At 50.3% G+C, this 18,920-nt stretch carries 16 protein-coding genes; 8 read left to right on the forward strand and 8 right to left on the reverse strand.

Annotated features, from left to right (window positions below; genetic code table 11):
- Nucleotides 1-480: 480 nt before the first annotated feature.
- From B4W65_RS05485 to B4W65_RS05495, 3 genes are read right to left on the reverse strand one after another with little or no spacing between them, the layout of a single operon-like run.
- Nucleotides 481-1,812 (reverse strand): TolC family protein, encoded by a 1,332-nt coding sequence (locus B4W65_RS05485; RefSeq protein WP_158522780.1) that lies wholly within the window; start codon nucleotides 1,810-1,812, stop codon nucleotides 481-483.
- 30 nt (nucleotides 1,813-1,842) lie between these two features.
- Nucleotides 1,843-4,920 (reverse strand): efflux RND transporter permease subunit, encoded by a 3,078-nt coding sequence (locus B4W65_RS05490; protein WP_088654124.1) that lies wholly within the window; start codon nucleotides 4,918-4,920, stop codon nucleotides 1,843-1,845.
- Nucleotides 4,921-4,958: 38 nt separating this feature from the next.
- Nucleotides 4,959-6,032: an efflux RND transporter periplasmic adaptor subunit gene (locus B4W65_RS05495; protein ID WP_146697717.1), complete on the reverse strand. Its 1,074-nt coding sequence runs from the start codon at nucleotides 6,030-6,032 to the stop codon at nucleotides 4,959-4,961.
- Nucleotides 6,033-6,236: 204 nt separating this feature from the next.
- Here B4W65_RS05495 and B4W65_RS05500 point away from each other — a divergent pair, with 204 nt between their 5' ends.
- From B4W65_RS05500 to B4W65_RS05530, 7 genes are read left to right on the forward strand one after another with little or no spacing between them, the layout of a single operon-like run.
- On the forward strand, nucleotides 6,237-6,803 hold the full coding sequence (locus tag B4W65_RS05500) for an RNA polymerase sigma factor (protein WP_205741229.1): 567 nt from the start codon (nucleotides 6,237-6,239) through the stop codon (nucleotides 6,801-6,803).
- Between the two features lie 11 nt (nucleotides 6,804-6,814).
- The gene (locus tag B4W65_RS05505) at nucleotides 6,815-7,372 is read left to right on the forward strand and encodes a hypothetical protein (protein WP_088654126.1); all 558 of its coding nucleotides are present in this window, start codon (nucleotides 6,815-6,817) and stop codon (nucleotides 7,370-7,372) included.
- Nucleotides 7,362-8,453, forward strand: a complete 1,092-nt coding sequence (locus tag B4W65_RS05510; RefSeq protein ID WP_088654127.1) for a hypothetical protein — start codon at nucleotides 7,362-7,364, stop codon at nucleotides 8,451-8,453. Before B4W65_RS05505 ends, B4W65_RS05510 begins: the two co-directional genes overlap by 11 nt.
- Nucleotides 8,454-8,485: 32 nt before the next feature.
- On the forward strand, nucleotides 8,486-8,998 hold the full coding sequence (locus tag B4W65_RS05515; RefSeq protein ID WP_088654128.1) for a hypothetical protein: 513 nt from the start codon (nucleotides 8,486-8,488) through the stop codon (nucleotides 8,996-8,998).
- A gap of 31 nt (nucleotides 8,999-9,029) precedes the next feature.
- Nucleotides 9,030-9,704: a hypothetical protein gene (locus tag B4W65_RS05520; protein WP_088654129.1), complete on the forward strand. Its 675-nt coding sequence runs from the start codon at nucleotides 9,030-9,032 to the stop codon at nucleotides 9,702-9,704.
- A gap of 13 nt (nucleotides 9,705-9,717) precedes the next feature.
- The gene (locus tag B4W65_RS05525) at nucleotides 9,718-12,003 is read left to right on the forward strand and encodes a TonB-dependent receptor (RefSeq protein WP_088654130.1); all 2,286 of its coding nucleotides are present in this window, start codon (nucleotides 9,718-9,720) and stop codon (nucleotides 12,001-12,003) included.
- 20 nt (nucleotides 12,004-12,023) lie between these two features.
- A complete protein-coding gene (locus B4W65_RS05530; RefSeq protein WP_088654131.1) occupies nucleotides 12,024-12,881 on the forward strand; it encodes a DUF4249 domain-containing protein in 858 nt (285 codons plus the stop codon).
- On the opposite strand, the gene B4W65_RS05535 is transcribed toward B4W65_RS05530, so the two are convergent.
- Entirely contained in the window at nucleotides 12,878-13,342 is a 465-nt protein-coding gene (locus B4W65_RS05535) for a DUF4494 domain-containing protein (protein ID WP_088654132.1), read from the reverse strand. The genes B4W65_RS05530 and B4W65_RS05535 overlap by 4 nt on opposite strands.
- 255 nt (nucleotides 13,343-13,597) lie before the next feature.
- Between B4W65_RS05535 and B4W65_RS05545 the strand changes: the two genes are divergently transcribed.
- On the forward strand, nucleotides 13,598-13,837 hold the full coding sequence (locus B4W65_RS05545; RefSeq protein WP_088654134.1) for an acyl carrier protein: 240 nt from the start codon (nucleotides 13,598-13,600) through the stop codon (nucleotides 13,835-13,837).
- Nucleotides 13,838-13,943: 106 nt separating this feature from the next.
- Here the strand turns inward: B4W65_RS05545 and B4W65_RS05550 are convergent, their stop codons facing one another.
- The 4 genes from B4W65_RS05550 to B4W65_RS05565 form a co-directional block, all read right to left on the reverse strand.
- Complete coding sequence (locus tag B4W65_RS05550) at nucleotides 13,944-15,413, reverse strand: carboxypeptidase-like regulatory domain-containing protein (RefSeq protein ID WP_158522781.1); 1,470 nt, start codon at nucleotides 15,411-15,413, stop codon at nucleotides 13,944-13,946.
- Between the two features lie 101 nt (nucleotides 15,414-15,514).
- On the reverse strand, nucleotides 15,515-16,492 hold the full coding sequence (locus B4W65_RS05555) for a FecR family protein (RefSeq protein WP_146697718.1): 978 nt from the start codon (nucleotides 16,490-16,492) through the stop codon (nucleotides 15,515-15,517).
- A 13-nt stretch (nucleotides 16,493-16,505) separates the two neighbouring features.
- Nucleotides 16,506-17,048: an RNA polymerase sigma-70 factor gene (locus B4W65_RS05560; RefSeq protein WP_088654137.1), complete on the reverse strand. Its 543-nt coding sequence runs from the start codon at nucleotides 17,046-17,048 to the stop codon at nucleotides 16,506-16,508.
- Between the two features lie 45 nt (nucleotides 17,049-17,093).
- A complete protein-coding gene (locus B4W65_RS05565; RefSeq protein WP_088654138.1) occupies nucleotides 17,094-18,707 on the reverse strand; it encodes an endonuclease/exonuclease/phosphatase family protein in 1,614 nt (537 codons plus the stop codon).
- Nucleotides 18,708-18,920 lie beyond the last annotated feature (213 nt).

The following is an 18,920-nucleotide window of genomic DNA, read 5'->3' on the forward strand; positions in this document are numbered from 1 at the left end:
AGTGTTAAAAAGAAAAAATAGTAACACCAAGACAATTGGAGGACAAACTATAGAATTATGCCCAAAAGCCACTTCATCTTATAAAATGAAAAGAAAAGCTCCACTAATACTATAAAACAATGAAGGGGCGATATACAGGGTAAACCTGATGAATATCACTGTTTTATACTGATAAAAATCAGAGTAGAAATGCGACATGTTTAGAACAATACATTTAAGTATTTGAAAACTAAATTACTACACTAACGTGACATGGGTAAGAGCAGCAAAACTGCATAACGTATATTTATGCAAACCGCTGGACGTTCTTGCTCTCTCAACGACAGCTATCTGCTGGGTCAGATCGGGGTACACCATCGCTCAACTTTTCTGCAAAAAAAAAGATGGACCTCCGTCCATCTTTGCTCTGGCAGCAAGCGCAAGTCTTCTCGATAATATGCCGGGATCTTCAGCCCGGACTTTTAAAGGCCTTAATGTGCCCTACCTTATCCGCCCCATAAACTCTTCCATTTGTCCGCTCAGCACCAAAAGCGACAGTTCCAGCACTTTGCTTTGATACATCGATTCGAGGGAGCGGTCCACGGCATTGATGTAGCCGAGCTGAAATTCTCTAAAACCAAGTCCCGACAGCACCCCTAACTCATAACGTTCCAAAGCCAGGTCGAGATTGGCGCGGGCTACGTCTACGTTTTGCTTTTCAAAATCGACCATCATCAGGTTGTTCAGGTAGGTGTTGTACAGGGTGTGCAGCTGTCCCTTTACAGCGAGTTCGGTTTCCTCGTGGCTGAGACGCCGGTTTTCCAGTTCGATACGGGCATTGCGCACATTGCGGTTTACTTCAAAGCCATTGAAGATGTTCAGACTGGCTTCCAGTCCGTAATTAAAACCCTGCGACTCGTTAAAAGTAATGACCGAGGCGGGGGTTTCTGCCCGGCTGTAGGTGTAGCCGCTGACAAAGTTAATATTGGGATAACGTCGGGCCTGGGCCAGGCGCAGTTCCTGCTCTGTTATGGCCATTCCCAGCTCATTGGCCACCAGGTTTACGTTGTTCTCGAGCGCCATCAGCAAAAGGTCGTCTTCGACCAGAGGAGCACCCAGCAAAATGGTGTCGCCAACAAAGCCGTGATTCTTCAAGGGTTGGTTCATCAGCTGGTTCATTTGAATGTAAGCACCTTGTAGGGCTTCTTTTTGGCGGACCAACAAAGAGCTGTCGGCATTCAAATCCAATCGGGCCTGCTGCAAATCCATACCGGAGGCAGTTCCGATGTTTACTTGCTCGGTAATGATGCGGAAACGCTCACGCGACAAGTCCATGAGCTGTTCGGCCGCTTCCAGACGGTGCTGCTGCACCACAATACGAAAATAAAGATCGGCCAAATCACCCACCAACTGCTCCACTACCCTGCGGGTTTCGAGCTCTGCGGCATCCAACTGGTAGGCGCTGCGCCGGTAGTTGGCAAACATGCCCAGACCGTCGAACAGAGTCCAGCTCAAACTGACGCCGGCACTGAGGTTTTCGGAACTGGTGTTGCTGAAATCCTGTTCCTGTTCGTTAAAGGTGCGCTTACTGTCGGTCTGCGACTTGTTGTAACGTGCCGTTCCGCCCACACTGGGCAAAAAGGGCTGCAACGAATGGTTGTTGTCGGCCTGCTGCCAGCGGTTGCGGACCATGCGTACCGATGGATTTTGTTCCAGTGCCTGCTCAATAAGCGCAGACAAAGGTTGCTCTGAAACAAGGTACTCTTCCTGGTTTTGGGCGAGAGCACTCAAACCGAGGACAACAAAAACACATATAATAAGGTAGTTCTTCATCTTTCTAACGATTTGACTGATCATTGCTCCTTACTCCTTTTCTGTTTCATCCATTTGTGCATCGGCGTTACTCACACTCTTGGAGCTCTCCGAAATATAGGTGTACATAGCCGGAATAACAAAAAGCGTAAATACCGATGCTACGGTGAGGCCCCCAACCACAGCTATACCCATGGACACCCGACTTTCGGCGCCGGCCCCCCAGGCCAGGGCCATGGGCAGTACGCCCAGAATGGTAGAGAGACTGGTCATCAAAATGGGTCTAAAACGAGCGGCGGCTGCATCTACAATGGCGTCGTAGGCACTGAGTCCCGCAGCCTTACGCTGATTGGCAAACTCAACCATCAGAATGCCGTTTTTCGACACCAATCCGATCAGCATGATGATACCTATCTGACTGAAAATATTGAGACTTTGATCGAAGTACCACAGCGACAATAAGGCACCTACCAAGGCAAGCGGCACGGTAAACATGATGACCAGCGGATCGCGGAAACTTTCGAACTGAGCGGCAAGTACCAGATAAATCAATATAAGGGCCAAACCAAAGGCAAAGAGCAGACTGGAGGTACTTTCGACAAAGTCACGCGAATCGCCCGACAGCGTAGTACTGAAAGTATCGTCCAAAGTAGCCCCTGCAATCCGGTCCATCTCCTCAATACCATCGGCTATGGTATAACCGCGTGATAGTCCCGCCGATACCGTGGCCGAAACAAAACGGTTGTAGCGGTAGAGCTGGGGCGGCGTACTGCTTTCTTCTATGGTCACCAGGTTGTCGAGCTGAATGAGCTCACCCGTATTGCTGCGTACGTAAACGGAGGTGATGTCGGCAGGCTTATTGCGATCGCTGCGCTCCAGCTCCCCGATAATTTGATACTGCTTTCCGTTCATGATGTAATAAGCCAGTCGCTGACCGCTGAGACTCAGTTGCAGCGTTTGGGCGATATCGCGTACAGAAACGCCCATGAGTGCGGCCTTTTCACGATCAATATTTACGCGAATCTCCGGCTTCGTGAATTTCAGGTTAACGTCTGAATTCTGAAAGTGGGGACTGTTGCCCACTTCTTCCATAAAAACAGGCAAATACTCTTTTAACTTGTCGAGATTCTGGGCTTGAATGACATACTGAACAGGCAAACCACCCCGTCGACCACCAAAGGTGGCTTGCTGGGTGATAAAGGTCCGTGCACCGGTAAAGGCACGTACCTTTTCGCCCAGGTCATCGGCAATTTCCTGCTGGGAGCGGCTCCGGTCTTTGGCATCACTCAAAGTGATGCGGTGAAAGGCGGAGTTGGTATTCCACAAACCCACAATTTGAAAGAGCGAAGTAATCTCAGGCGCATCTTCCAGCATAAACTGCGACAACTCATCGGAGTAACGCAGGGTATAGTCGTAGGTCGCCCCTTCAGGCGCCGTACTGTTTACCGTCAATTGTCCCCTATCTTCCATGGGGGCCATTTCGGAGGGAATGCTGAACCACAATAGTCCTATGAGAACGAGGGCTACCAGCATCACCAAAGGCGTTGCCCAATGTCGGCGCAACAAAAATGCGTTGAGCGCATTTTTGTAGGTAGAACCCAACCATTGAAAGAAGGGCTCGGTAGCCCGGTACAGTTTGTTGTGACCGCCTTTGCGCTTTTTAAGGATGCGCGAAGACAACATGGGCGTCAAGGTAAGAGCCACAAAGGAGGAAATGATTACGGCTCCGGCAATGACGATACTGAACTCCCGGAACAGGCGTCCGGTAATCCCCTGCAAAAACACAATAGGAAAGAACACCGCCGCCAGCGTAATGGTGGTGGCAATTACCGCGAAGAAAATCTCAGCCGCTCCTTTAACACCAGCTTCCTTGGGGTCCATCCCCTGCTCTATTTTGGTGTAAATGTTCTCCATAACCACAATGGCGTCGTCCACTACCAGACCAATGGCCAGTACTACGGCCAAAAGGGTGAGGATGTTGATGGTAAAGCCGGCCACATACATAATAAAGAAGGCGCCAATGAGCGACACGGGTATGGAAAGGGCGGGAATGAGCGTGGTACGCCAGTCGCGCAAAAACACAAAAATAATGAGCACCACCAACGCAAAGGCCAAATAGATGGTTTGCTGCACTTCGGTGATGGAGTCGCGTATGTACTGGGTATTGTCGAAGCCCACTTCGGCAATAATGTCGGAGGGCAAATCTTTCTTCAACTCTTCGAGACGCAGCAGGGCGTCGTCCACTATGGAAATGTAATTGGCACCGGGCTGGGGCACCAACACATTGTTGACCATGGGCACTCCGTTCATTTTAAGAATACTGTGCATATTCTCCGCCTCTACAATGGCGCGGCCCAAATCACCAAAACGAACCACGCGGTCGCCGTCCTGATACACCACCATGCGGTTGAAATCTTCCACCGAGGTAAAGCGCCCCATGGTACGTACGGTAAGTTCGGTATTGCTGCCTTCAATCCGTCCGGAAGGCAACTCTATATTCTCACGGATGAGGGCATCGCGCACATCCACCGGCGTAAGCTCATAAGCGGCCAGCTTGGCAGGGTCCATCCACAGGCGAATGGCAAAGCGCTTGGCGCCCCAGGTGCGGACCTCGCTCACCCCCTGAATGGTCTGCAGACGCTCCTTAAAATTGACTTCGGCAAACTCGGTCAGGTCGATGAGGGAACGACTGCCGCTGCGCAGGGTAATGGAGAAAATGGGCTGGGCGTCGGCATCTGCCTTGGATACCACCGGAGGGTCGGCATCGGGGGGCAGGCGCCGCATGGCGCCCGAGACTTTATCGCGCACGTCGTTGGCAGCGGTCTCCAAATCCACTTCCAAGTCAAATTCTACGGTAATGCGACTGGAACCATCGCGACTGCTGCTGCTGATGCTTCGAATGCCCTGAATGCCATTGATGGCCTGCTCCAGGGGCTCGGTAATCTGGGTTTCGATAACATCGGCATTGGCCCCGGTAAAACTGGTGGAGACAGAAACAAAGGGCTGGTCAACGCTCGGGAAATCGCGCACGCCCAAATAACTGAAGCCAATAAAACCGATGATCATAATAAATATGCTCATTACAATGGCCAGTACGGGGCGCCGTATGCTGAGGGAGGATATACTCATATTCTATAACTTAAAAATGGAAGAAACCAGGATGGAGATTAACGACTGAACCCCTGAATGGTGACGGGCATGCCGGTTCGCAGCTGCAAAATTCCGCTGGTAATAACGGTATCTCCGGCAGCCAGTCCCTCAGTTACAGCCACCATGGCTTCGGTGCGACTGCCTGTGCGTATGTTAATCAGGTCGGCTTTGCCGTTGCGGTAAACAAAAACCTGGTCGCCATCCATTTGGGGAATAACGGCCTCACTGGGCACCTGCAATACGTTATTGTCGCGACTGATGATGATACTTAAATCGGCGAACATGCCGGGCAGCAAGCGATAATCTTCGTTGGGATACAGGGCGCGCAACGACAGAGAACGCGTGCGCTGTTCCACCATGGGCTCTACAGCATAAACATCGGCATGAAAGGCTTCGCTGTAGCCGGCTACATTAAAAACCACATCACGCCCCTGAAGCTGGGCCGCCTGGTAGCGCTCCGGCACCGAAAACTCAAGGCGCAAAGGGGCTGCTTTTACCAGTCGTGCAATGGGCTGCCCGGGTTGCAGGTAGGTACCGGGACTCACGCCACGGAATCCGATAACCCCGTCGAAGGGGGCACGAATCTGCATTTTTTCGATGCGGGTATTCAGCAGGTTCAGTTCCGACTCGATGACCAACATATCGGTCTGCACTTTGTCAAAGGCTTCGCGACTGATGGCTTCCTTTTCGAGCAGCACCTTTTGACGTTCCAGAGTTTGCGCGATCAGCGCTTTTTGGTGAATGGCCTTGTCGCGCTGTGCCTGCAATTCGGCATCATCGATCCGCACCAGCAAGTCGCCCTGCTTAACGCGAGCCCCCTCCTCAAAATGTATGCTGCGAACCATACCGGAAATTTCGGTGGTCACATTTACCTCCTCGCTGGCTACCAAGGTACCGGCCGCCTTCAACACGTTTTCCATAGCCATGGGTTGTACCACGACTCCGGAGACAGGTAAGCCCCTGCCTGCACCCGTAGGGACGGAAGACTCGGTCTCCTTTTTTGAAAACCACCCAAACTTGGGCAACAACAACAAGGCAAGAACAACAACTACCCCTCCTATCGACAAGGTGCGTTTTAGCGACTTCTTCATAAAAAAATGAAATGCAGTTAATGATTCAAAAGAAAAACTCAAATTAAAACAAAAAGTTCTGATTTGAAATTTTGGGAAGGTGGGCAAATCTTCTTCACATCAACTGTGACAGAGCTGGAAGAAAAAGGTTTAAATAAAACACAAAAACATGCAACTTACTTTTCCTAAATTTGTCTTTCCTAGTAAAACAAACACGGTTTCACCTTGCCAAGTACCGAAATACATCGTTCTCTGATCGAGCAAGCCGCCAAAGGCAACGCGCAAGCTATGAAAGAGTTGTATCGGCTCTACAGCCGGGCGATGTACAATGTGTGCTGCCGCATCATGAGCAACAGAACCGACGCAGAGGATATGCTTCAGGAAGTTTTTATAGATGTTTTTGCCAAGCTGTCGTCCTTTCGCTTTGAGTCAACCTTTGGGGCCTGGATAAAACGCATTGCTGTTAACAAATGCATCAACGAACTGCGACGTGCAAAAGTACAACTTGAATACGCAGATACGCACATACAGGAACCCAGCGATGACGCAGACACCGATTATGAAGAAGATACCACCCTGTCGGTAGAGCGGATTAAAAATGCCATGGGACTGCTGCCCGACGGTTACCGCGTGGTTTTTTCGCTCTACATGCTGGAAGGTTACGACCATGATGAAATATCTGCCATACTTAACATCAGCAGCTCTACCTCAAAAACCCAATTATTGCGAGCCAAAAAGAAACTGATCGAACTTATGCGAACCAGCCAGGAAATCCCATCCATTCCCTTATAAAACAAGAAACCATGAAAAAGCCCTTGCAAGATTTTATAAACCACAATAGGGAAGCTTTTGATGCAGACCTGCCTGCTCCGGAGCTGTGGGAGAAAATTACAGCCCGCTCCCCTGAACTAAAAAAAGGCCGAAAGCGGTCTTTGACTGTCACGATGCAGCGAATGGCAGCGGCTGCGGTGTTGCTGCTCATGGTTGCTTCGGGCCTTTACTGGCTTACGAACGAGCAGAATTTTCACACAAACCGGGACGGAGAAATGCATCGGGCGCAATTCGAAATACAAGAAGCCAGTCGGTTTTACGAACTGCAAATTGCAGATAAAAAGCACAAGGTTTTTGAGCTCACCGCCAAAGATCCGGCCATACGCCAGGGTATTGAAATGGATATGGCCGACTTGGACGAAGTGCTGCTGCAGCTCAAAAACGACCTGAATGACGATGTGGCCAATGCGGAAGTACTCGCTGCCATGATTCAAAATTACCGTCTAAAACTCGAAATACTGGAGCAGACCCTTCAATTTATTGAACAAGAAGAAGCCAAACAACCTAAGGAGATATTGTATGAACTGTAACAAAGCATACTTAGTAGGAGTTCTCCTGTTGGTTACTCACATTGCAGCCGCACAGCTGTTTGAAGACACCCGTACAATCGAGCGCTCGTGGAGCGTGCAGCCGGGGGTACTGGTATCGGTAAACAACAAATACGGTGCAGTGGTAGTGACTTTATGGGAAAAGGACTCGGTTAAACTATCGGTTACCCGCAAGGTGACCGAAAAGTCAGAAGACCGCCTAAAAAAAACAACAGATAACATTGAAGTGCTGTTCAGGGATAATCAACGAGCCATTTCTGCCGAGACGGTTATTGAGAATCGTCCTGGGGGACTGTTTCAAAATCTGATGGAAGCGGGAAACTTCACCGCTTCATCTCCTCGTACGCAAATTGACTACCACATTTGGCTGCCCCGTGAGGCCGACTTAAGCATCATTAACAAATATGGAGATGTTATCGTGCCTTCCCTGGATGGGGCCTTGAAAATAGACTTGTCGAACGGCAATTTCCAGGCGGGTGATTTAAGGGGAAGCAGCGATTTAACTTTGGCCTTTGGCCAGGCACAAGTGCGCAGCATAAAAAACGGCAAAGCGGCACTCAACTTCGTCCATTTTATGTGTGAGCAGAGCGAAAGACTCACGCTGCACGGCCGCTCCTCCACCATTCAGATTACACAGGGGAAATACCTAAAACTCTCCTCCAGACGCGATCAGGTAACACTTGGACGACTGGAACGGCTGGATGCCGACACCTATTTTTCGGTTTTGAATGCCGGTCTGGTAAGCCAAATCGCAAATATAAAAATGACCTACGGGCGATTGGAGCGCCTGAATATGGGGGCGCAATTTGCAAGCTGTAACATCGTTGCACAGACCTGCGATCTGCAGCTTCTGCTGCAACAGCCCACGGCCTACAGAGCGCTTCTTCAATGGAACAAAGCACCCGATTTACCAGAACAACTTGCACCTTTCAACCCGGGCAGGCAAGAAGAAGAGCAGCCGATACAGTTCTATTTCCAAAGCAAGACGGCTCCTGAAAAAGTAAGAATAAATTTAACAGACAGTTTTTTAAAAATGGAACACCGGCATGCAACCCAACAATAAAAACTCTGTCTTTATCCAAACAAGTCACTACAATGAAAATCAGCAAACTCAAATATATAGCAACACTCCTCCTGATGGCACAACTGGCCAGTGTGCACAGTCAGGATTACAAGAAGTCAGTAAAAATTCGTCCCGTTGACAATTACGGGTTAAGCTTTAAACAGCTTACCGGTTTTGAAAATGGGTATGAAATAAGTCTTTCGAAAATTGAATACGGCTACCGTTTGGGGGCACTTAGGGTGTTTCAAAAACCTGCATGGCCCTTAAAATCGGACAAGCTGTTTTTTTGCTACGGCTACGGGGTCCACTTGTCGGCGGGCGACGGCTACGACATTTACAACCCCTTTAAACCTTTCAGCAAGCCACGAAAGTACAACAGGACTTATCTTTCAGCGGGATTAGACGGCTATGCCGGACTGGAATACCGCTTGCTTAAGCACCCTTTAACACTGAATCTGGACTATGAGCCCAATTTTGAGTTTTTTGGACCTGCTTACTTCCGAAGCAACCACGTTTTGGCAGCAGGCATTTCTGTAGTATTCTAAGCAATTAAAAAACAATTAAAAACAACATCAGATGAAAAAGTTTTTTTTAATATGGACAGTGTGTTTACTCAGCGGAATGGTTGCAGTGGCACAAGATTATGAAGACGAACCCCAAATGCGCACCGTTTTTTCGGGTCCTGAGGTCAGCTCCCTGGGCGGTTACGGCGCTCTGGACGTGGGCTACACCAGTATTGACGGACTGGATGCCCTCTTACTGGGCGCCCGTGGTGCTGTGGTGGTCAACCACTCCCTGGCTTTGGGCCTGGGCGGTAAGGCTTTCATTTCACAAACGGTGTACGACTCCTACCTGCAAAACGATTACGAATATATTGGTGGCTATGGCGGCTTTATCTTCGAACCCATAATAAAGTGGGATCAGCCGGTTCACCTTTCGATTCCCGTACTGATTGGTGCGGGCGGCATAGGCTACCTCAGGCACTGGGGCGATTACGAAAATGACTTCGAGGACGAATACAGCGATGAGGACAGCTATGCTTTCTTCGTATTGGAACCCGGTGTGGAAGTGGAGTTTAACCTGGTCAGTTGGATGCGGGTGGCCGTTTACGGAAGCTATCGCCTGACCAGCAACGTAAAACTCGATTACAAAGACGCAGTAACAGATGTAAATGCCCCCTCCTCCATTGCCTCGCCAGATTTACTAAGAGGCTTTAATGCAGGTCTGATATTCAAATTCGGAAAATTCTGATAAGTTCCTATAAATGAGATTATACTTCTTACTGTTTTTGGCATGGACGGCCTACGCCGTCCGTGCCGAAGGGCCGGCTACTGCCTTAAAATCAAGGGTAGTATCGGGCTACATAAAGGATGCGCAGACCGGGGAAGTGCTTATCGGAGCAACTATAGGCATCCCGAAAAGCGGCACAGGAACCGTTTCGAACCATTATGGCTACTACAGTCTTTCTTTGCCAGAGGGCAGGCACAGCCTTCAGTTCACCTTTCTGGGCTATGAGTCCGTAGAAAAAGACCTGGATCTTTCTACGGATAAAAACCTGAACGTTGAGTTGGCCCCTGCCTCAGCCACCCTGAATGAAGTAAAGGTAGTGGCCAACCAAAGTCACTCTCGCCTGGATGAGCCCCTTACCGGTGTTCAAAAAATCAGCGGCGCCACCATTAAGCAAGTCCCCCTTCTTTTGGGGGAGGCCGATGCGCTCAAAGCCCTTCAGCTGATGCCGGGTGTACGCGCGGCAAGTGAAGGCTCCAGCGGTTTCAGCGTAAGAGGAGGCAACCCCGATCAAAACTTAATTCTGCTGGACGAGGCTCCGGTGTATAACGCGGGCCACTTGCTGGGTTTTTTCTCCGTTTTCAACAACGATGCCATTAAAGATGTAAGCTTGTATAAGGGTGACATTCCGGCAAAAAACGGGGGACGCTTGGCTTCGGTACTCGATATAAGGATGAAAGACGGCAATGCACGAAACTTTACAGCATCAGGCGGCGTGGGCACCATTTCCTCTCGGCTGACCCTCGAAGGCCCCATCGCTTCGGAAAAAACCACCTTTCTACTGGCAGGAAGACGCACCTACGCGGATTTGTTTCTAAAAATGTCGAGCGATGAGCAAATCAAAGACAACATCCTGTATTTTTACGATGTAAACGCCAAGCTTTCGCACAGCTTTAGTGAATCGGACCGCATTTACTTTAGTGCCTATTTGGGCAAAGATGTGGTAAAGAACCATTTCAGCGAAATTTACTTTGGCAACCACACCTCCACTTTTAGATGGAACCATGTATTCTCGCCCCGATTGTTCAGCAACCTCACTTTGCTGTTCAGCAACTACCAATACGGTTTAGCCCAGAGCGATGCCAATGCCAGCGGAATCAAATGGATCTCGAACATGCAGGACTATGGGGCACGACTGGACTTCAACTATTATCCAACACCTGCCCACAGCATCAGTTTTGGGGCTCAGTCCACCCTCCACGACATTCTCCCGGGAGAAGTAAGACCCTCCGACAACAGTGTGTTCAGTCCCGTAATAATGCAACGCAAACAAGCCCTGGAGCACGGTTTCTATATCGAAAATGCACAAAAAATAGGGACTAAACTTACCTGGCGATACGGATTGCGTCTTTCCGTCTTTCAAAACTACGATTTGGATGCCAAAAAGAGCGAACACAGTTATTGGCGCCTGGAACCCCGTTCGGGCCTAACCTGGATGTTTCACCCCAAAAGCTCCTTCAAAGCCAGTTATGCAAGAACTTACCAATACATGCATCTTTCGAGCAACTCACAATCTACCACACCGTTAGACGTCTGGTTTTTATCCTCACCGGTGGTTAAGCCGCAACGCAGCGACCAGTTTTCTCTGGGTTGGTTTCGCCACATGGCCAACAACAGTGTTGACCTCAGTATAGAAACCTTTTACAAGGATATGCAAAACACGATCGACTTTAAGGACTATGCCGATCTGATGTTGAACGAGGATCTGGAAAGTGAGCTGCGCTTCGGTCGGGCCTACGCCTACGGCCTGGAATTCATGACGCGCTACAACAGCGGGAAATGGAACGGCTGGTTGAGCTACACCTGGAGCCGCTCCAGACGAAAGGTCAATGAAATAAACAACAATGAATGGTATTACTCGCCTTATGACCTTACACACGACGTTTCCATAGTGGCCTCCTACCGCCTGAGTCCCCGTTTGCTGCTTTCGGGCAACTGGGTATTTACCACGGGGGCCCCGGTAACCTTTCCGGTGGGACGTTTTGAATCGGGCAACGACCTCATCCCCATATACTCAGAGCGGAATGCCGAACGAATGCCGGACTACCACCGACTGGATGTGGGCATCACCTGGAAGGGAAAGGAGAATCCGCAAAAAAAATGGCAGGGCGAATGGGTCTTTTCGGCCTACAATGCCTATGCACGCAAAAATGCCTGGTCCATTTACTTTGAACAGGATGAGAACAATCCGCACCGCACCAAAGCCATGAAAAGCTATTTATTCAGCATTATTCCGGCCATCACCTATAACTTCCGCTTTTAATCTCTATAAACCGCACCATTATGCAAAAGATACTGCGCATCACAATACTCTTCCTCCTTGTCCAGCAGCTGTTTTCGGCCTGTGGCGAAGAAGAAATTGAACTTGAACTGGAAGGAAGTACCACCCGGCTGGTGGTAGATGGCCTCGTGACCACAGATACCATGGCCCACAAAGTGCGCCTAAGCTTGTCGGGAGACTATTTTCACAATCAGTCGCTCCCCGGCGTATCAGGTGCTCAGGTAAGCCTGTCCGACGGACTGGCGAGTATTGATCTGCAAGAACTGGCGGAGGAACCGGGCACCTATACTACACCTTCCAATTACTACGGCAAACCTGACCACTGGTACACGCTCCGCATAAGCGGAGTGGATGCAGCCGGAATAGATCCCCGCGAGATCTTCGAAGCCCAAAGTTTTATAGCGCCTTTGGTAACTCCCGATTCCATAGCCATGGAATACGATCGCTTCTGGGAATTATGGAAAATACTACTTTACTGCCAGGACCCTGCCGAAGTCGAGAACTACTACCTGTTTCACACCTACTTAAACGAAAAACTCATCACCGATCGCTATGCCAAAGTCAGCATCATCGACGACGAATTTTTCAACGGCAACTATGCCAATGGGGTATGGATAGCCGATCTCGATACCAGGGAGGAGGATCAAAGACCAAAGGCAGGCGATGTAATAAAAGTAGCATGTTACATGATCGACCACAACTACTTCAAATTTATTGAAGCAGCACAAATCGAGACGACTCCTCGTGCCCCCCTGTTCTCCGGTGCACCGGCCAACGTACCGGGCAACATTTCCAATGGAGCACTGGGGATATTTTCAGCCGCCTCGGTGTCGCGTATTTCAACCGTATTTGAACCTTAGGCCTCCGGTTCCTGGCTGCGTGTTACGAGGTCGGCCTCATAGGGAAATACATCCATAAGGGGACTCTCATTGATGCCGTTGACTTCAAAATCGACGGTCATGCCGTCCAGCGCCTGCATCAAATTGTCGTAGGCCTCCTTCAGGTCGTTGCCCATAACCAGCATGGTATTAGATACTTTCTTTTCCTTGCCGGCTCCTTCGTCGAGAGCAACATAGCTGACTTTACATTTGAACCAGCGATCGGCATTGTCGAAGGGAAAAATATCGGCATAGTTGGCCTTGCGGATGTTGGTGACCATAAAATCGCCCCGAATCATTTGCTCCAATTCCTGATGAATGCGGTTCTCTGCCTCAGTAAACGACACCGCATCAACCAAGTAGGGCTCATTCACCTTCTTCTCCCTGCCGGAGACCTCATCAATTTTCACGTACTTAACTTTACATTCGAACCAGGTATGCATGGTAATAATTTTAAAAGATGGACAGCAAAATTAAGAAGCCGCGGCAAATTGAGGCACTTTTGGGGAACAAAAGACACAAATACTTATCAACAACATAAGAAGCTGGGCAACACCCTGCTGAAAGCAAGCAAAAGAAAAATTCAACCAAAATTAAAAAAAGTTCATTTCAAAATACGTGTGCCCCCCTGTTGGATTGTCCTACCTATGAATGCGCCTCAAAAGGCGGTATTTGCAAAGACATAAACAAAAGAGAAGATGAACGATAAAATGATTCGCAGAAACCTTTATAAGGTACTGAGAAAGACCGGAGTACCCCGGGATAGAATTGCTGAGGATGCCTCGTATGAGAACGACATGCTGATGGACGATATCGATATGACCTGCTTCCTGTTTTACCTGGAAACTAAGTTCAATTTGGCCATTGAGAATGAAATTCTACCGAAAATCCCGACTGTACAGTCGACCATAAACTATCTTCAACAACGCTGTGCTTAAACGACATAGCTTTAAATTTTAGTGCAGCCCTCCTGAAGAAGCAAAGCAGTTCCGCCCCCGGAACTGCTTTTTTGTTGCCTGTTTTTTGTTGCCTGCCTAAGAAATTTTACTGCTCCCCCTCCTGAAATACCCGTCGTAAATCCTCATCGGGCTCTACCACATTGTAAAACTGCCAAAAATGCGGATCAAAGGCCCCCAGCTGTTCCGACAACACGTAATCCGGACGGTAGGCCTCCGACCAGGAAATGCGCTGGCGACCGTCGGCGGGAGCAAAATCGCTCACCAACAATTCCGAAACAGTGGCAAAAAGACTGCGTTGCCGCCGATCGCGGTCGTTGACGCGCAGACTGACCTCCCCCCTTACCCTGGAGAGCACCCATTGCCCTTTCCAGGGGCGATAAGCCAAATGATAGCGAGCCAGCACCGGGCGTGTTCTGAAGCGTCGAGAGTCGCGACGCACCAAGTAGGAACGACTGCGCCGGATAGAGGCAGGAGTCAGCTCAAAATCGACACTCACCACGGCACGGCTCTCCTTGTCGATCCGCAGCTCTCCCCTGTAAAACAGTCCCTCCTCATCGCTTAGGGGTTCAAAACCTATCCGATAAAGCATCCGGTTATTATCCACATCTACCCCCTTGTACAAATAACGGTAAGCCGAAACGCCCTCCTTATCGGGCAAAAAATCGCCATTGCGCACAACATCCACCTGAGCAAAATGAAAGGGTCCGCCCAGCAACTTGAACTGCACCACCTCCATATCACGAGCCGTAGCACCCTTACGCCCCTTTACAAAGCGAACCCGCTCGCTTGCAAAACCGGAGTGATAAGAAGGTTTATAAATGTCTACCACCGCCTCGGACACCTCAACATACTCGTCGTCCTGACGAATTGTTTCCCGGAAAAAGGCGGTCAGTAAAAAGGGCTCGGAGGGATAGTTCTGTGCCAATCGACGGCGAACGGAGCGCATCAATTGGTCGGGATCGGTGTACAAAACCTGCACCTCGGGCAGGTGAATGGAATAATCCTTAAGCGCCACCTGCAAAGCACTGTCATTTTGGGGAAGCGAAAAACGTTCACTCACAAAACCCAGAGAAGAAAAAACCAGTGTTTCTCCGATAAAAGAACGGGGATAGCGCAACACAAAACGCCCCTCGTCGTTGGTGCTTGTCCCTAGGGCCCGGCCTTCCACGCCAACATTTACCATGGGCAGTCCCCCGGAACCATCGGCGGCCATAACTCTTCCACTGACTTCGACCAAGGCAGAGGGGCGACTGCCGGGCGTGCTGCGCCCAACAATAACCTGCTGGCCCATAAAAACGACCTCGAGATTTCGTGGCCCCGACAGTAAGGCCGTAATCCATTGTTTATCGAAGCCTTCGGGCAAGGCGCTGCTTACGAGACTGTCGCGACGGAGCACTGCTGCGTCGTAGGCAAAATCCAGGTCGTAACGCAGGGCCAGACTATCCATCACCTCGCCCAGAGGAACCAACTCCTCTGCCTCCTGCGCCCTAAGCAAAGAAAAGGGAACCAGCGTTATCCATAAAGACAGCGCCCATAGCCAGCTGTGGTTTGCCATAGTCATGCTTAAAGCTACAAAAAACAGCCCTTATTAAGGCAGATCGACAAGAAACTTCTGCTCCATACCTTTAGGAAGCACTCATCGGCAGAATAATGAACTTATTTTCGACTGAGAACCACTACGCCATTGACCGTATGCTGCTCCAGCTGAAAGGTGGTGCAAAGTACCTCCACCACGTGTTCGAAGGACTGATGACTGAAACTGCCTCCTAATTTTTCTTCAAAAATAGTAGGGTGGTCGGCCGTAATGGGACGTCGATAGGTCCGTTCCAGCGTTTGAAACACCTCCGAAAGCGGTGTGTCTTCAAAAATAAGCTGCCCGGTTTTCCAGGCCAGATAATTGCGGTTGAGCGCTACCTGCTCCAGACGCTTGGTGCTGCGGTGAAAAACAAGCCCCTCTCCCTTCTGCAAAAGAATATGTTCGCTGCCCTCCAAACCGGAATGCACTTCTACGCGACCGCTGCCCACTTCTACAGAAACGCCAGTCGGTTCGGGCCAGGAACGGACATTGAATGCGGTTCCGACCACCTTTACAAGCAAGTCCTCCGTTTCAACATAAAAGGGCCGCCCCCCTTGTGCTTCCACCTCAAACCAGGCCTCCCCATGCAGATACACCCTGCGCTCATGCGGACCAAATTCCTCCGGGAAAGATAAGCGACTGTTGGCATTTAAACTAACCCGGGTACCATCCTCAAGCACCACCTCCTGAATATCTTCACCTCCGGCCGTTACCAGCAATTCTGGCTGATTCGCAGCAGGAGTCCACAGCAAGGGCAGCAGCAAGGCCAGGAGCAGCACAGCGGCCGCAGCCAGACTCAAAGCCAGTGTGCGCTCTTTCAACAGAAAGAGCGGCGAATGGATTTTCCTTTGCAAACGTGTCCAGGCCACATCACAGTCCCTACGGTCGACTTCCTCAGTTCCAGCCGCATCCCAAACCCAAAGCCACTGCGCCCAGTCGCTCCGGTAGTCCGCGTCAACAGCCAGGCTGATCCGGTGTCTCTCTTTTTCCGACTCGGAGGCTTCTCCGGCCAACAATCTTGCGGCCAAGGCTGCATCAATACCAGTCGTTTGTTTCATGCTGCGGATATTATTAATCACTTACTTCACTGTTCTTAAGGACCTGGGGCAGACTGCTGCGTAGAAACTGCAGGGCTTTCCCCATTTGCGCTTCTACTGTTTTAACCGACAACCCCAACTGCGTTGCAATCTCCCGGTATTTGAGTCCATCCAGGCGACTCATTTTAAAGATGCGCCGGCGCTGTTCGGGAAGGGCATCGATCAAAAGTCGCACCACCTCTTCCCGCTGCTCGTCCACCTCATCGACCTCTTCTTCGGCCATGGGCGGAAGCAGCTCCAGGGAAGATTGTCGTTGATGCTGCATTAAAAAAGTGAGACTTTTGTTGTGGGTGGCACGCAAAAGATAGGGTTTGATCTGCTTTACTTTCAACCTTTTTCGCCCCTCCCAGATATTGGCAAAAACCAGCTGTACCACATCTTCCGCTGCAGCTTTGTCGCCCACAATTTTGCAAGCGTAGCGAAGCAAAAGCCTGTAGTGCGTGCGAAACACTGTCTCAAACGCACCAGCGTCTCCCGCAGCCAAACGCTCCATCAATTCCTGGTCGGCATTACCCATAGCAACAGCCACTTTGTTAACAGACTCCCGGGGAGTAAAAAACCCTTACTCCTTCCAATCAAAAACGACCACAACGGCAGCATGGTCAGAAGGAAAACCAAGGCGATGCTGGTCAACAATACGTGCCGAAGTGGGACTTACCGTATTTCCGTGGTAAAAAATAAAGTTAACCCGGTCGTGCAGCACTTCTTTAAAGCGCGGCGACCAGGTAAAACCGGGCTCTTGAACCGGATCCGGAAAAATCTCCCGGTAAGCATCTGAAAATCCTGAGTTTTCAAGAATTTGTGTGGCCGGAAAGGGAAGCACCAAATTGTGGCGCTTGCTGCGATTGGCTTCCACCCAGTCGAGATGCGAACCGGAATTAAAATCACCGGCCAATATTACAGGAACCCGATCGTTGCGGTCCAAAAGCGCTTGCAATTCCCACGAAATATAACGCATCTCAGCGCCGCGTGACTCCTGCTCGCGCAACAAAACCGAATCGGCACTGGCATTGCCCGACATAATGTAGGGCGCCAGATTAGGCAAATAACTAAGATAAAGGGGACAAAAAACGACTTGTTGCTGGCGGGGCAGTTCTATGGTAACCGCACCGGCGTGACGGGGGCGATACACATCGTAGGTCTGACCCAAAGGATAACGACTCAGCACAGCCAAGCCTTCGCTGCGCTGATAATAGTAAAAATCAAGCATGTCGGCGATCAGGGGACCGCTGGCAAAACCTTCCTGAATGGCCACCAAATCGGCACCACTTTCGGCAATCATATCGGCCATGCGTCGGGGTCCAACAAAACGTCCCTCACGCATGCCACCACCCCAAAGGTTCCAGGTCATTACTGTTAAGGAATCCGGCAGGCGCCTCGGCATGGTCTTCACCGGTTTGCGGTACTGCGCAAAAAGGGCAGCCACCTGATCCGAACTCAGCACTCTGCTCCAGAGACTCAGCTCATCCAGGCTGCCATTGAAAGCCTCCATAACCGGGTCCAGGGCAAGGGGACTCGCCCCCAGAAATATCTCCCGGTCAAACACTTCCAACTCTTGTTGAGGGAGGGTATACACCGCGCGATTTACCCCATCGTAATACAGGCGAACCTCCCGCGTGTTAAAATCTATGGAAAAACCAATCTGATGCCAGGCTCCATCATTCAATGGCTGCCGCTCGGGACTTGCCTTATACCGGGTTTGCTCCACCCCATCAGAAAACCACCAGCTCCAGGAGCCGCATTCTTCCGTTTTTATTTCCCAGCCTTTGGCGTCGAAATCATCACCGTCCGCCATCTGAGCGGCCACGGTATAACTGTTGTAATCAATGGGCGACTTTTTAACCCACAACAAAAAAGTAAGTCCCGGATAATCGACCAGCGAAGTACGATGCGTATTGCTTAAAACCAAGGGCTTACGAAAAACGGCACTGTCCGACAAATCAAGAGCAGCACCATCCAAACCTCGACCATAAGACACATTGCCATCGCCTCTAAATCCCAGGGGCAAAATACCACGATTCACCACCTCCCCGTTAAAATCAAGCGCCACCAATGGCATTGCGGGCAAAGGCGTCTCCTTCTTCCCGAAATCACAAGCCACCAAAGCACCCATCAACCCCGCCGCCATTGCGAAGGCCCTAAAAACCCTATTTCCTAACAGTACTGAAACACTCATAATACCGTCTTTAAAATTTATAACACCCAGGACTGAAGTCCTGGGCCATGATTGGGAAAGAGCGGTGTGCCCCCGATAGGGGCACGGACCATAAACGGGACTGAAATCCCGATCGAGGCGCTGCCTCGATATATCTACGGCGGCTCCGCCGCCGTGCGGACTTCAGTCCGCTTTCCAGAACAGGCGCTTCGCGCCTGACCACTTCCTCCCAGT

It is taken from the genome of Geofilum rhodophaeum (assembly GCF_002210225.1).
Classification (GTDB): domain Bacteria; phylum Bacteroidota; class Bacteroidia; order Bacteroidales; family Marinilabiliaceae; genus Geofilum; species Geofilum rhodophaeum.

Excerpts from the sequence above, each read along its gene's own strand:
- B4W65_RS05560 (WP_088654137.1), bottom strand. The coding sequence starts at position 17,048 with ATGGGTAATGCCGACCAGGAATTGATGGAGCGTTTGGCTGCGGGAGAC.
- B4W65_RS05550 (WP_158522781.1), bottom strand. The coding sequence starts at position 15,413 with ATGGCAAACCACAGCTGGCTATGGGCGCTGTCTTTATGGATAACGCTG.
- B4W65_RS05515 (WP_088654128.1), top strand. The coding sequence starts at position 8,486 with ATGAAAATCAGCAAACTCAAATATATAGCAACACTCCTCCTGATGGCA.
- B4W65_RS05490 (WP_088654124.1), bottom strand. The coding sequence starts at position 4,920 with ATGAGTATATCCTCCCTCAGCATACGGCGCCCCGTACTGGCCATTGTA.
- B4W65_RS05520 (WP_088654129.1), top strand. The coding sequence starts at position 9,030 with ATGAAAAAGTTTTTTTTAATATGGACAGTGTGTTTACTCAGCGGAATG.
- B4W65_RS05535 (WP_088654132.1), bottom strand. The coding sequence starts at position 13,342 with ATGCATACCTGGTTCGAATGTAAAGTTAAGTACGTGAAAATTGATGAG.
- B4W65_RS05565 (WP_088654138.1), bottom strand. The coding sequence starts at position 18,707 with ATGAGTGTTTCAGTACTGTTAGGAAATAGGGTTTTTAGGGCCTTCGCA.
- B4W65_RS05510 (WP_088654127.1), top strand. The coding sequence starts at position 7,362 with ATGAACTGTAACAAAGCATACTTAGTAGGAGTTCTCCTGTTGGTTACT.
- B4W65_RS05525 (WP_088654130.1), top strand. The coding sequence starts at position 9,718 with ATGAGATTATACTTCTTACTGTTTTTGGCATGGACGGCCTACGCCGTC.
- B4W65_RS05555 (WP_146697718.1), bottom strand. The coding sequence starts at position 16,492 with ATGAAACAAACGACTGGTATTGATGCAGCCTTGGCCGCAAGATTGTTG.
- B4W65_RS05495 (WP_146697717.1), bottom strand. The coding sequence starts at position 6,032 with ATGAAGAAGTCGCTAAAACGCACCTTGTCGATAGGAGGGGTAGTTGTT.
- B4W65_RS05505 (WP_088654126.1), top strand. The coding sequence starts at position 6,815 with ATGAAAAAGCCCTTGCAAGATTTTATAAACCACAATAGGGAAGCTTTT.
- B4W65_RS05530 (WP_088654131.1), top strand. The coding sequence starts at position 12,024 with ATGCAAAAGATACTGCGCATCACAATACTCTTCCTCCTTGTCCAGCAG.
- B4W65_RS05485 (WP_158522780.1), bottom strand. The coding sequence starts at position 1,812 with ATGAAGAACTACCTTATTATATGTGTTTTTGTTGTCCTCGGTTTGAGT.
- B4W65_RS05545 (WP_088654134.1), top strand. The coding sequence starts at position 13,598 with ATGAACGATAAAATGATTCGCAGAAACCTTTATAAGGTACTGAGAAAG.